The organism is Arthrobacter sp. NyZ413, from assembly GCF_049390645.1.
Classification (GTDB): Bacteria; Actinomycetota; Actinomycetes; order Actinomycetales; family Micrococcaceae; genus Arthrobacter.
Genome location: NZ_CP155434.1, coordinates 963,315 through 976,336, shown reverse-complemented (window position 1 = coordinate 976,336; position 13,022 = coordinate 963,315). Strand labels below are relative to the sequence as shown.

General features: G+C 63.7%; 12 protein-coding genes. 2 read left to right on the top strand and 10 right to left on the bottom strand.

Annotated features, from left to right (window positions below; genetic code table 11):
• Positions 1-17: 17 nt before the first annotated feature.
• The 7 genes from ABCW42_RS04730 to ABCW42_RS04700 form a co-directional block, all read right to left on the bottom strand.
• Positions 18-929 carry a Cgl0159 family (beta/alpha)8-fold protein gene (locus ABCW42_RS04730; RefSeq protein WP_423183769.1) on the bottom strand — a complete coding sequence of 304 codons (912 nt, stop codon included), beginning with the start codon at positions 927-929 and terminating at the stop codon, positions 18-20.
• A complete protein-coding gene (gene iolC, locus ABCW42_RS04725) occupies positions 926-1,927 on the bottom strand; it encodes a 5-dehydro-2-deoxygluconokinase (protein ID WP_423183768.1) in 1,002 nt (333 codons plus the stop codon). Before iolC ends, ABCW42_RS04730 begins: the two co-directional genes overlap by 4 nt.
• 208 nt (positions 1,928-2,135) lie before the next feature.
• Complete coding sequence (locus ABCW42_RS04720) at positions 2,136-2,540, bottom strand: tautomerase family protein (protein ID WP_133203187.1); 405 nt, start codon at positions 2,538-2,540, stop codon at positions 2,136-2,138.
• A gap of 161 nt (positions 2,541-2,701) precedes the next feature.
• Complete coding sequence (gene sucD / locus ABCW42_RS04715) at positions 2,702-3,604, bottom strand: succinate--CoA ligase subunit alpha (RefSeq protein ID WP_133203188.1); 903 nt, start codon at positions 3,602-3,604, stop codon at positions 2,702-2,704.
• Between the two features lie 13 nt (positions 3,605-3,617).
• Positions 3,618-4,784, bottom strand: a complete 1,167-nt coding sequence (gene sucC, locus ABCW42_RS04710; RefSeq protein ID WP_423183767.1) for an ADP-forming succinate--CoA ligase subunit beta — start codon at positions 4,782-4,784, stop codon at positions 3,618-3,620.
• Between the two features lie 259 nt (positions 4,785-5,043).
• Positions 5,044-7,683, bottom strand: coding sequence for a DNA helicase PcrA (gene pcrA, locus ABCW42_RS04705; RefSeq protein ID WP_423183766.1), 2,640 nt, complete (start codon positions 7,681-7,683; stop codon positions 5,044-5,046).
• Between the two features lie 126 nt (positions 7,684-7,809).
• Positions 7,810-8,649 carry an inositol monophosphatase family protein gene (locus ABCW42_RS04700; protein ID WP_423183765.1) on the bottom strand — a complete coding sequence of 280 codons (840 nt, stop codon included), beginning with the start codon at positions 8,647-8,649 and terminating at the stop codon, positions 7,810-7,812.
• Positions 8,650-8,682: 33 nt separating this feature from the next.
• On the opposite strand from ABCW42_RS04700, the gene ABCW42_RS04695 reads away from it, so the two are divergent.
• Positions 8,683-9,309: a hypothetical protein gene (locus ABCW42_RS04695; RefSeq protein WP_423183764.1), complete on the top strand. Its 627-nt coding sequence runs from the start codon at positions 8,683-8,685 to the stop codon at positions 9,307-9,309.
• Between the two features lie 19 nt (positions 9,310-9,328).
• On the opposite strand, the gene ABCW42_RS04690 is transcribed toward ABCW42_RS04695, so the two are convergent.
• A complete protein-coding gene (locus ABCW42_RS04690) occupies positions 9,329-10,369 on the bottom strand; it encodes a hypothetical protein (protein ID WP_423183763.1) in 1,041 nt (346 codons plus the stop codon).
• A gap of 193 nt (positions 10,370-10,562) precedes the next feature.
• Between ABCW42_RS04690 and ABCW42_RS04685 the strand changes: the two genes are divergently transcribed.
• On the top strand, positions 10,563-10,901 hold the full coding sequence (locus ABCW42_RS04685; RefSeq protein ID WP_423183762.1) for a hypothetical protein: 339 nt from the start codon (positions 10,563-10,565) through the stop codon (positions 10,899-10,901).
• Between the two features lie 116 nt (positions 10,902-11,017).
• Here ABCW42_RS04685 and ABCW42_RS04680 read toward each other — a convergent pair whose 3' ends face one another.
• Both ABCW42_RS04680 and ABCW42_RS04675 read right to left on the bottom strand, forming a co-directional pair.
• Positions 11,018-12,541, bottom strand: a complete 1,524-nt coding sequence (locus ABCW42_RS04680; protein WP_423183761.1) for a putative bifunctional diguanylate cyclase/phosphodiesterase — start codon at positions 12,539-12,541, stop codon at positions 11,018-11,020.
• Positions 12,528-12,980 (bottom strand): hypothetical protein, encoded by a 453-nt coding sequence (locus ABCW42_RS04675; RefSeq protein WP_423183760.1) that lies wholly within the window; start codon positions 12,978-12,980, stop codon positions 12,528-12,530. Before ABCW42_RS04675 ends, ABCW42_RS04680 begins: the two co-directional genes overlap by 14 nt.
• Between the last annotated feature and the right edge of the window lie 42 nt (positions 12,981-13,022).

Sequence of the window (13,022 nt, the reverse complement as noted above, 5' to 3'; positions counted from 1 at the left end):
CGTCGTGCTCATGGTATCTACTCCGATACTTTCGCTGGGGTCTTCAACAGCGAGGCTGCCGTGGCAACCGCGCCGGCAACGTCACCGTCTGCCGGGTACAACAGGGTGCGCCCAACGGTCAGGCCCTGAACACCCGGAAGGGCCAGGGCTGCCTGCCAGGAAGCGAACACTTCGTCCTGCCCGGCATCCGGGTCTCCACCCAACAACACAGTAGGCAGGGTGGTGGACGCCATGACACGTTCCATCTCGGCCACCACAGGCAGCTTCATCCACGTGTACGCGCTCGTCGAACCCAGGCCCTGGGCGATCGCAACCGACTTAATCACGGCATCAGCCGAGAGATCATTACGGACCTTGCCATTGGCTTCACGCACGGACAGGAAGGGCTCCACCATCGCGATCAGCTTGCGCGCCGCAAGGGAATCCACCGCCTTCGCCGTGTTCTCCAGGATGCTTGCCGTGTCCGGATCGCCCAGGCAGATCCGGGTCAGCATCTTCCCGCCGTCGGCACCCAAAGCCTCGAGGGCGTCAGCGGTGTGACCCGTGAAACGGTCATCAATCTCATTCACCAGGCCGGCCAGGCCGCCACGGTTCATCGAACCGAACACCAGCTTGCCCTCCAAGGCACCCAGCAACAGCAAGTCGTCCATGATGTCCGGAGAAGCCAGGACACCATCAACCGCAGGATTCGCCAAGGCGATCCGCAAACGGTCCAGCAGGTCCAGGCGGTCCGCCATCGCCGTCGGATCGGACCCCACAGCCAGGGCCCCCCGGGCCGGGTGGTCCGCAGCGACGATGAAGTTCTGCTGCCCGTACTTCAGGCCCGGGTGGCGGCGACGCGTGGCAGCCGCACGTGCCACGGCGTCGGGATCTTCGAGCCGGATCGCACTGAGGTGCTCGTAACGGCGGGGGTCATCATTCAGGCTCAACGGGTTGCTCCTTCGGAAACAGCATCAGCGGGGGTCAGGCGGCCGCGTTCGATCAGCAGCGAGGTGACTTCTTCCGGCGTCGGCATCGCGTCAGCGCAGGAAAGGCGCGAGGCGACGAGCGCGCCGGCGGCGTTGGCGTAATCGAGAACCTGGGCCAGCGGCCAGCCGGAGAGCAGGCCATGGCAGAACGCGCCACCGAAGGAATCACCGGCACCCAAGCCGTTCACGGTCTCCACGGGAACCGGAGCGGACACAACGCGTTCGGTGCGGGTCTTCGCCATCACGCCCTCCGGGCCAAGCTTCACGACGGCGATCTCCACGCCGGCAGCCAGCAGACGGTCCGCCTGCTCATCCGGGGTACCCTCACCCACAGCAACGGCGCATTCCTTGTCATTGCCGATCGCGACCGTCACATGCGGAAGGACCTTCGCGACCTGCTCACGGGCTTCGTCTTCCGACGCCCAGAACATCGGACGGTAATCCAGGTCCAGGATGGTGAACTGGCCCTCGGACAGGCCCGTGCGGGGACGTGCCTCGTGTGCGGCAAGGTGCGCGCTGCGGGACGGCTCCTGGCACAAACCCGTCACCGTGGACCAAAAGATCCCAGCCGAGCGGATCGCGTCCAGGTCCAGCTCGCCGGCCGCGATCTGCAGGTCCGGGGCCGTCGGGAAACGCCCGTAGAAGTACAGGGGGAAATCATGCGGCGGCTGGATCGCGCAGAACGTAGCAGGCGTTTGCAGTCCGGCAACCGGGGCGACATAGGAGTCATCGACGTTGAACTTGCGCAGTTCGCGGTGCAGGTATTCACCGAAGGGATCATCCCCGGTGCGGGTGATCACACCGGCCCGCCGGCCGTGCCGTGCCGCGGCCACAGCCACGTTCGACGGCGAACCGCCAAGGTACTTGCCGAAGGACGTCACATCCTCCAAACCGACGCCGATGTCATTCGGGTAGATATCAACGCTGATGCGCCCGATGGTGAGCAGTTCGTGGGTCACGGTGATCGCGGACCTTTCTCTAGTGAACTCTTGCGGGACGGTGAGAGCTCCGGTGCTTTTGCCGGCCCGCGTGAGCGGGACCACAAGCTCTACTTTGCACCAGAATTCATGTCCTGTCAAAGGTTTGTACTGACATATTTACAACGAAACGTAATGGCCGGGATTCCATATGCAAAGCATGCTGAAAGTCCCGGCCGACAGGCGGAATCTAGCGGGCGGGAATGGCGAGTTCACCGGTGACGTACTGGGCGCGCCCGAAGCCGAAGGACCAGTCGTCGGCCGTGTTCTCGACATACCCCAGGAACACGTCTTCGCCTGCAATGCCGATCTCCCCGAGCTGGCCTGCGATCGCGGCAAACAAGGACTGCTTGGCTTCGCGGCTCCGGCCTCCTTGCGTGAATATCTGGATCATGACCACTCCGGAGGTCCGCTCGAACCCGAGGCCCGCGTCCTGCGCGAAGATCTGCCCCTGGGGATGTTCGGTCACGATATGGAAGTAGTCACGCTCGGGAATTCCATATTCGGCGAGGATCGCATCATGGATCCGACGGCTCAATTCCCCGAGCTCCTCAGGAGTGCGGCCCTGGTTGACATCAATACGCACGAGAGGCATTTGTTCTCCTTTGCTAGTTTGTACTGACATACTAACAAATTGGAGTGAATCGACACAAGAAGCACATCCCTTAAAGCACGACGACGGCGCCCGCCGCCTTCGCTTGGAAGGTGGCGGGCGCCGTCGTCGTGCTTTAGTTGTGCTCCCCTGGGGTGCGGACCCTAGAGGGCTGCGAAAACCTCGCGGAGCAGCTTTGCGGTCTCGGACGGCGTCTTGCCGACCTTCACGCCTGCGGCTTCGAGGGCTTCCTTCTTGGCCTGCGCGGTACCCGCGGAGCCGGAGACGATGGCGCCTGCGTGGCCCATGGTCTTGCCCTCGGGAGCCGTGAAGCCAGCCACGTAGCCGACAACCGGCTTGGTGACGTTGGCCTTGATGAAGTCGGCTGCGCGCTCTTCCGCGTCGCCGCCGATCTCGCCGATCATGACGATCGCCTTGGTCTCGGGGTCGGCTTCGAACGCAGCCAGGGCGTCGATGTGGGTGGTGCCGATGATGGGGTCGCCGCCGATGCCGATGGCCGTGGAGAAGCCGAGGTCGCGCAGTTCGTACATCATCTGGTAGGTCAAGGTACCGGACTTGGACACGAGGCCGATGGGGCCCTTGCCCGTGATGTTTGCCGGGGTGATGCCGACCAGTGCCTCGCCGGGGGTGATGATGCCGGGGCAGTTCGGGCCGATGATGCGGGTGACCTGCTTGCCGTCGGCGTCGACGGTGGCCTGGGCGAGTGCCCAGAACTCGGCCGAGTCCTGAACCGGCACGCCTTCGGTGATGACAACAACGAGGCCGATGCCGGCTTCGATGGCTTCAACAACCGCGGCCTTGGTGAATGCCGGCGGAACGAAGACGATGGAGACGTCCGCGCCGGTCTCCGCCATGGCTTCCTTGACGGTACCGAAAACGGTGATTTCCTTGTCGCCGTGCAGCACCGTGGTGCCTGCCTTGCGGGCGTTGACGCCACCGACGATGTTGGTGCCGGCCTTGAGCATGAGGGCGGTGTGCTTGGTTCCTTCGCCGCCGGTGATGCCCTGGACGATGACCTTGGAGTCCTTGTTGAGGTAGATAGACATAGTCCTGCGTCCCTTACTTCGAGTTGGCGAGCTCGGCGGCCTTGTCGGCGCCCTCGTCCATGGTGGCTGCCAGGGTAACCAGCGGGTGGTTGGCCTCGGTCAGGATGCGACGTCCCTCGTCGACGTTGTTGCCGTCGAGGCGGACCACGAGCGGCTTGTTGGCGTTGCTGCCAAGCTCGGCCAGTGCGCCAACGATGCCCTTGGCAACGGCGTCGCAAGCGGTGATGCCGCCGAAGACGTTCACGAAAACGCTCTTGACCTGCTCGTCACCGAGGATGACGTCGAGGCCAGCAGCCATGACCTCCGCGGAAGCTCCACCGCCGATGTCCAGGAAGTTGGCAGGCTTGACGTTGCCGTGGTTTTCGCCTGCGTAGGCAACGACGTCGAGGGTGGACATCACAAGACCGGCGCCATTGCCGATGATGCCTACTTCGCCGTCCAGCTTCACGTAGTTGAGGTCCTGCGCCTTTGCCTTGGCCTCAAGCGGGTCGGCTGCGTCCTTGTCCTCGAGTTCAGCGTGGTGGACGTGGCGGAAGCCCGCGTTTTCGTCCAGCGAGACCTTGCCGTCCAGGGCAACGATGTCACCCGCACCGGTCTTGACGAGGGGGTTGACCTCAACCAGGGTTGCGTCTTCCTTCTTGAAGACGTCCCACAGCTTGAGGATGACAGAGGCAACCTTGCCGCGCAGTTCTTCGGAGAAACCGGCAGCTGCGACGATTTCGTCTGCCTTGGCCTGGTCGATTCCGACCGCGGGATCGATGGCAACCTTCGCGAGGGCCTCAGGGCGCTCGACCGCGAGCTGCTCGATCTCCATGCCGCCTTCAACCGAGCACATGGCCAGGTAGTTGCGGTTGGCCCGGTCCAGCAGGACGGAGAAGTAGAATTCCTCGGCGATGTCGGCGCCTTGGGCGATCATGACCTTGTTGACCGTGTGGCCCTTGATGTCCATGCCCAGGATGTTGGTGGCGTGTTCAAGCGCTTCGTCAGCGGACTTTGCGACCTTGACACCGCCGGCTTTGCCACGGCCACCGACCTTTACCTGCGCCTTGACGACGGTGACGCCGCCAATCTTCTCGGCTGCAGCCTTTGCTTCTTCAGGAGTGTGCGCCACGATGCCGGCGAGCACGGGTACACCGTGCGCTTCGAACATATCGCGCGCCTGATATTCAAACAGGTCCACGGTTTAGTGTCCTTCTACGTCGAAGTAGTTTCGGTACAGCCGGAAACCGCGGTGACCGCGAAAGCCGGCTGCGGATAGGTGCACTCTGGACGACCGCAAAACGGCCAGTCACATTGCGCAAGTTCCTCTCGAACTTTAGCCCCCCGGGGAGGCCAGCCGGTTCTACAGTACCCGTTAAGTGAGTAACCACACACTTCTATGGGACGTAGAAAAACCGCGCGATGGCGCGGTTTTTCAGGCGTCAGGCATCCAGTTGCCGCTAGGAATCCAGCTTGGTCAGCGGCGCGTAACGCAGCAGCAGGCGCTTCTCCCCGACGTCGAACCTCACCTTCGCCACGGTCTTGTCCCCGGAGCCTTCGACGCCGATCACGGTCCCGTTGCCGAAGCTGGTGTGGTTCACCTTGTCCCCCACCGAAACCGCGACGATTTCCTTTTGCGGCTGGACGCGGTTGCGTACGACGGCGGCCGGCACGTCGGCGTCGAACCCGGCGGTGGGGCTCGCCCCGGTTCCCCTCGCGGTTCCGGCTCCCCAGAACGAGCCGCCGTAGCGGTTGGAACCAATGGACGCGCCGCCCCAGCCACTCACCTGCCGGGACGTTCCTTCGCGCTTCCAATCAACGAGTTCGCCTGGAATCTCTTCGAGGAACTGGCTCGCGGGGTTGTACTGGCTTTGGCCCCACATGCTGCGGACCTCGGAGCGGGTCACGTACAAGCGCTTCCGTGCGCGCGTCAGGCCCACGTAGGCGAGGCGCCGTTCTTCCGCCAGTTCCTTGGGGTCGGTCGCGGAGCGCTGGTGCGGAAAGAGCCCGTGCTCCATACCGGTCAGGAAGACCACCGGGAATTCCAGGCCTTTGGCCGTGTGGAGCGTCATCAGGGTGACCACGCCCATCCGCTTGGCCTCGGCCACAGCCGCGGCGGCGTCCGCGGACGATCCTTCGGGAGCGTCCGGGATCTGGTCGGCGTCAGCCACGAGCGATACCTGTTCGAGGAACTCTCCCAGCGAACCTTCGGGGTTGTCGCGCTCGTATTCGCGGACCACGGCAACGAGTTCCGCCAGGTTTTCCACGCGCGATTCGTCCTGGGGATCGGTACTGGCTCGAAGCCCCGCAAGGTACCCCGTCTGTTCGAGGACGGCTTCAAGCGCAGCTGCCGCGCCAGAGCCGGTAGCCACTTCCGCGAGGTCGTCCAACAGCTTGACGAAGCCCAGGACGGCGTTGACAGAACGCGTGGCCATCCCGGGAGCCTGCTCGGCTTTGCGGGCGGCCGCCATGAACGACGTCCGTTCGCGTTCGGCGAGGGCCGCCACAGCGCCTTCCGCGCGATCGCCGATCCCCCGCTTGGGCTCGTTGAGCACGCGGCGCAAGTTGACGTCGTCGTCCGGGTTAACCAAGACGCGAAGGTACGCGAGGGCGTCCTTGATTTCCTTGCGCTCGTAGAAGCGGGTGCCACCCACCACTTTGTAGGGCAGGCCGACGCGCACCAGGACGTCTTCAATCGAACGGGATTGCGCGTTCGTCCGGTAGAAAATCGCGACGTCGCCCGGGCGCAAGCCGTCCTCATCCTGCAGCCGGTCGATTTCCTTGGCAATGAACTGGGCTTCGTCGTGTTCGTTCTCCCCGACGTAGCCGATGATCTTTTCGCCGTCGCCTTCCGCCGTCCAGAGCTTCTTGTCCGGCCGGTTCGGGTTGCGTGAAATGACCGAGTTGGCGGCGCTCAGGATGTTCTGCGTGGAGCGGTAATTCTGCTCCAGCTTGATGGTCCGGGCTTCCGGGTAGTCCTTCTCGAATTCGACGATGTTGCGGATGTCCGCGCCGCGGAAAGCGTAGATGGACTGGTCTGAGTCGCCGACGACGGTCAGCTCGCTCGCTTGCGGACCCTCGCCGACGATTTCACGCACCAGCGCGTACTGGGCGTGGTTGGTGTCCTGGTATTCGTCCACGAGGACGTGCCGGAAACGGCGCCGGTAGGACTCCGCGAGCGCAGGGAAGGCCCGGAACATGTAGACCGTCTGGGCGATGAGGTCGTCGAAGTCCATGGCGTTCGCCTGGCGGAGGCGTTGCGTATAGCCCTTGAAAACCTCGGCCACGGCCTGTTCGAAGGGTTCGTTGTAATTTGCCGTGGAAGCGAAAGCGTCATCGTCGATGAGCTCGTTCTTGAGGGCCGAAATCTTGTGCTGGATGGCCTTGGGCGCGAAGCGCTTGGGATCGAGCTCCAGGTTCTTGGCAACGAGCGTGATGAGACGAAGCGAGTCCGTGGAATCGTAGATTGAGAAGTTGGAGTTCAGCCCGACATTAGCGGCTTCACGGCGCAGGATCCGCACGCACGAAGAGTGGAACGTGGAAATCCACATGGACTTCGCCCGGTTCCCCACCAAGGCCTCGATGCGTTCCCGCATTTCCGCGGCTGCCTTGTTGGTGAACGTGATGGCGAGGATCTCACCGTGATGCGCGCGTCCTGTGGCAATCAGGTAGGCGATGCGGTTGGACAGCACACGCGTCTTTCCCGATCCTGCGCCCGCGACGATCAACAGCGGACTGCCGGCATGCTTGACGGCTTCCTCTTGTTGCGGGTTCAATCCCTGCAGCAGGGCCTCGCGCGACGGCAAACCGGCTTGGCCTTGGTGCGGTGAACCGTGGGCCTCACGGACTGGGGCACCCGGAAGCTCGCTGCCCGGCACGCTATGTGCCGGCTGGCTGTGTCCCTCGGAGTTGTGTCCTTCCGAGCCGGGTCCTTCGGAGCTGGGTCCTTCCGCAAGGCGGTGACCGGCGTCGGGCATCCCTCTCTCGAAGCCCGGCAGACCCCCGCCGGAGCGCGAAAGCATGGCAGGAGCGTCCTTGGTGGCAGCCCTGCTGCCGGCTTTGAAAGGGCCATCCGCGTACGGGTCAAACAACATATCCATGGTGCATACAAGTCTAGGCGGTGGCACTGACACCCAATGTCAACGTGACGAACCCCCGAGGAGCATGCTCAGCGCACACCCCCAGCAAAGAGCATGCGCAACGCACACCCCCAACAAGGCGCATGCTCAGGCGAATTGCGGCACGGACGTCAGCGCCCCGCGGATCTCGCTCACCGCCGTCGGGCCTCCGGCGATGAACCAATTCAGGCCGTTGACGTTCACGACGGCGGTGTGCCCGCCGGCCGCGCGGACGATCGCCTTGCCAGGGAGCCAGTCCCACTCAGGGCAACTGTGTTGGAACCAGCACCCGAGTTCGCCGTCGGCCACGCGTCCGAGGTCGCACGAGCCGGAGCCGAACATCCGCAGCGAGGCGGCGGAAACCGCAACGGCGTGCCAAGGCATGGCGGCGCGGGGATCGGCCAACCAGGTGGGATGGATGTAGGTCGCAGCGCCAAGTTCGCCCAGTGCCGCGTTGGACGGCCCCGCGATCCGTTCTCCGTTCAATGCGGCGGCGTGGCCATCGCCGCCGGTCCAGAGCTTGTCCAACTCAGGCTGGTAGATCGCGCCGAGGATGACGTCAGGGTCCACGTCAACAGCAGAAGCATCTTGGTCGCGCTTCAACGCGATCGCCGAGCACCAGTACGTGGAACCATGGAGGAAATTGTAGGTACCGTCCACGGGATCGATCACCCAGGTCCGTCCGCTGCTCCCGGCCACCGAACTGCCTTCCTCGCCCCGGATCCCGTCATCGGGCCGGCAGCGCCGGAGTTGTTCGAGCACGTAGGCTTCGGCTGCCCGGTCCGCGGCAGTGACGACGTCGGACACCGATGTCTTCCGTTCGCCTTGCAATCCGCCCATGCGCATGAGCAGCGCAAGTTGCCCGGCTTCCCGGACGAGGGCAGCGGCCAGCTCGTAATCATTGAGCGAAGGATCAAGTTCTATGGCGGAATGCCTGCCTGTGGTCATGTTTCCAGCTTAAGTGCCGGGATAATGGATGGCATGGCCAAGACTCGCGCCCAGCGCATCAAGAAGCACGGCGCGAATGCCGTTGTCCCGGAGCACTCATCGCCCTCGGTGGTGAATCCCACTACGCAGCGTTCGCCCGAGAAGGCCGCGAGCAACGCGAAGCTCGTGGTGGTCGCCGGCATCGTGGCGAGTGTTCTGCTCTTCTGGTATGTGCACCTTTTGACGCTGAACCAGATGACCCAGCTGTCCGGCGGCCTGGCCATGCCTGATTCCCTCATCGGCGGATTCTCGACCGACTACGTCCAGCACCTCCACAGCGCCATGAACGACGACGCCCGTGGCCAGCTCAGCTTCATCCACAAGACCGCCGGCACGCTGTTTCCGCTGATCTTCGCATTCACCTGGATACTGCTGATCGGTACAAACGTGGCTGGCCGGGCGGTGCGTTGGGCTCTATGGGCAGCCCCCTTGCTGTTCGCGGTGGTCCGTTTGTGGGGCAACATCGCCATAGACACCACGCTGGCGTCTCCAGTGCCCGACGGCGGTCAGGTGGCTTTGGCGTCGACGCTCACCGTGGTGGGCTGGGTGCTGTTCCTGGCGAGCGTGGTTGTTGGCGTGGTGGCCGCAGTGCTGGGCCGGCAGCGGTCAAAGCGCGCCTGAGAAGCTTGCGCTCCCGGCGCTATTGCCGATCCGCGCTGTTCCCGGTTTCGACCATTTCCCGCGCTTGGAGGGCGCGCTGGTGTGCCCCGGCTTTGTCGAAGCGGTCCGCTGCCTCCAGGAGGCTTTCAGCGGCTGCTTGCTTGTTTCCGGTTTCGGCTTGCGCCCGCCCGAGGAGGAGGAAGACTTCGCCGGCGATTTGCGGGGGCAACTGGTCGGCGCGGTCCTTGATCTCGCCGAGCAATTCAATCGCCTCGCCCGCCTCCCCGGCGAGATAGTTCCAATGTGCGCGGTTGAGGCGGAGGAGGATGATGTCTTCCTCGCTTCCGCCCACGACGTCGGTGGCAAGTTCGGCGCGTTCAATGCACCTGAGGGTCGCGGCATCCGCGACTTCGGCGGCTAGCCTCATCGCGGCGGAGGCTTTGTTGAACTTGGCCCAGACGTCGAGGTTCCGGGAAGGGGAGAAAGTTTCCGCGGCGAGCTCGTGGTAGTGCAGTCCGTCGTCTATCCTGTCGCAAAGGAAGGCCACATTGCCGATCACCCAGTAGGCCTTTCCAGCCAATTGGTCATCGGTTTCGTCGGAGATCCGCTCGGACAGGGACAGGCATTCTGCCCAGGCTTCATCGAGCTTCCCGGATTCGCCATAAGCGGCAATCAGGGCTTGGCGTGCGTGCACGTCGATTTCCATGTCCGCGTCGTCGTCCACGAGCCCGACGGCCGACGCCGCGGTGGAAGCCGCCTTCTCGAGGAGCCCTTCGCCGCGGAGCGAGTTCGCCATGAGGATGAGCGCACGGGCACGGTGCTGTACTGAGGTCGCCGCGAGGGGAGCCTCCGAGAGCGACTTTGCCAGCTTCGCGCTCTCACTGAACTCGCCGGCGTCGAGAAGGTTTTCCGCTTGCAGGAACGTCATGTTCCACCAGCCGGCGGAGTCGCCCTCGTCGAGGGCAATGTCCGCGGCCGAGCGCGCGCCGTCGGCGGCTTTGGCGAAGTCATGGCTCGCGCGATGACCCCTCGCCTCAAGTTCCGCGGCAGCGTATGACGGCGCGACCTTCTTTTCTCGCATAGCTCCATTATGTCCCGGCACTGCCCGGTTCCCGGCCAGAGGCAATGCATCGCAGCGAATACCCGACGATTAGCACGGAATTTGTCCCAGTTGACAAACCGTTAGTGACACGGCGTGTCGTTGATTCTATAATTGGCATGTTTCACTCCATTCACTCCAGTCGCATCAGTAACTCATATCAGGAGCATTCCGTATGAAAAGAACCATCGCCGCACTCCTTGCGGCCGCAGCCATCTTGATTGGCGGGATTTCCAGCTCGGCAGCCGTTTCCGCCAGCAGCGAGAACCCTTCGCAGGATTCGTCCGTAGCAACCGGTTGGTGGCCTAACTTCTCCACCACCGTTTCGGTAGCAACCGGTTGGTGGCCTAACTTCTCCAGCACTTCCTCGGACGCGACGGGCTGGTGGCCGAACGCCACTATCAAGAGCGACCCCGCCGCAACGGGCTGGTGGCCGAATGCCACCGTCACGAGCAACCCGCTCGCGACCGGCTGGTGGCCGAACGCCACCACTAAGAGCACCCCGACCAACTAGCATCAGCTAAAGCGTCATACGGAAGGGCACCTCACCGCAGTGAGGTGCCCTTCCGCGTCCGTACGACGGCGGTGTGCTCCGGGGCGGCGCGCACGACGGCGGAGCTCCGGAAACGCTTAGGAGCCCGCCAGGAGTTCGGCGAACTTGTCGGGAGCCATGGGCCGCCCGAAGTAGTAACCTTGGCCGCTGGCACAGCCGAGGCGGGCAAGCTCGGCGGCTTGCTCCGCGGTCTCGATTCCCTCTGCGACCGCTTGCATTCCACACGCATGGATAAGCTGCAGGACGGCGGCAACAAAGTCGCGTTCTTTGTCGTTCGAGCCCAAACCTTGGATGAGTGAACGGTCGATCTTGACCACGTTGACGGGCAGGTTGCGCAAATAGCTGATGGACGAATAACCGGTACCGAAATCGTCGATCTCCAGGCGGATACCCAAGCGCCGCAGTCCAGTCAGCGAGTATTTGTCAATGTCGCTGCCGTTCACGGCCATGGATTCCGTCAGTTCGATGACCAGTTTGGAAGCTTCCACCCCGGTTTCGGCCAGCACTTCCCTGACATGCTCGATCAATTCGAGGCTTTGTAATTCCGTGGTCGAGATATTGACCCGCATGCTGAAATCGCCCGTGACGCCAGGCTGCTCCTGCCATTCGCGCAATTGCCGCATCGCCTGCCGCAATACCCAATAGCCGAGATCAATGATGATGCCGGTTTCCTCGGCCAGCGGTATGAATTGGTCCGGCATGAGCAGCCCACGCTCGGGATGGTTCCAGCGCACCAAAGCCTCCGCGCCTTCGATTCGCCCCGAGCTCAACTCCACAACCGGCTGAAAATACAGCACCAGCTGATCCGTGCGTATCGCCTCGCGCAATTCCGTGATCATGAGGCCCTGCAGCCGCCGGGCGTAGAGCAGCGCCGGTTCGAAGACCCGGACGCTGCTACGTTGCTCGGCCTTCGCGGCGTACATGGCCGTGTCAGCTTCCATCACGACGTCGTCCACAGTCTGGCCGGGTTGGCCGACAGTGAGGCCGATGCTGGTTCCGCAAATGATGCGCACTTCGCCGATGTCGATGCTTTCGCCCACCGCGCGCAGGATCCGTTTGGCCACTCCCCGTGCGTGGGCCGCCGTGGATTTAGGCAGCATGACGGCAAACTCGTCGCCGCCGAGCCTGGCGACGGTGTCGCCGTCGCGGACCGCCGCGAGAAGTCGCTGCGCGGTGACCTGCAGGACCGTGTCGCCCGCTCCATGGCCCAAGGTGTCATTGATCCCCTTGAACGAGTTCAAATCCATGACCAACAAAGCGGGAGGAAGCTCCCCGCGCTCGGACTCCGTGAGCTCGTAGCTGAGTGCGCGGTTGAGGGCGGTGCGGTTGGCCAGTTGCGTGAGGGGATCGGTGAGCGCCATTCGCTCCAGCTCGATCTGGGCCTCGCGGAGCATCGCGGTACGGCTTTCCACCCGCTCTTCGAGCTCCTGGTAAATGGCCTGGAGATCGTCCGCCATGAGGTTGATGCCCGTGATGACGGCGGCGACTTCGTCCCGTGGACCGGAGACGGGGATCCTGGTGCTGAGGTCACCGTCGGCGATTCGGACCACGCCTTCGACGAGGGCAAGGAGGCGCGGATCCTGCGTTTCAGGATTCACCATCGTGTTCCTTCAGCCACTCACGGGCCTCCGCTTCGGAGGTGAAGAATTGCGCGGGCAAGGACTCGGGCTTCGCGCGAAGCAAGAAGTGCGCGATCACGCGGTCCACGGGGCTCTCCCCCAGCAAGGCGCACGCCGAAATGGCGAGGGGATTCCCGTAGGATGCCCGCGCATCGGTGGTGATGGCGAGCACGCCGGTCACGGTCAGCAGAAGGGGGACCTTCCGCCCGGCCGAGAATTCGCGAACGGCCGAAGCCGCTGCCTTGGCTTCATGGGACCTGACAACCGCGTTGACCGGGAGCGTGACCTCAACGATCCCGTCGTCGCCGAAATGGACGGCAATCGGAGCGGGCGTCGCCGCACCCGGCACCACGCTGGCAACCGGCGGAGCCGTAACGCCCGGCGGAAGCGCCGCGCCCGGCAGAACAAGCTGATGAGTCATGGGTCCTATGTTCTGCTGTGTCGATCAATCTTCTGTCTGCCT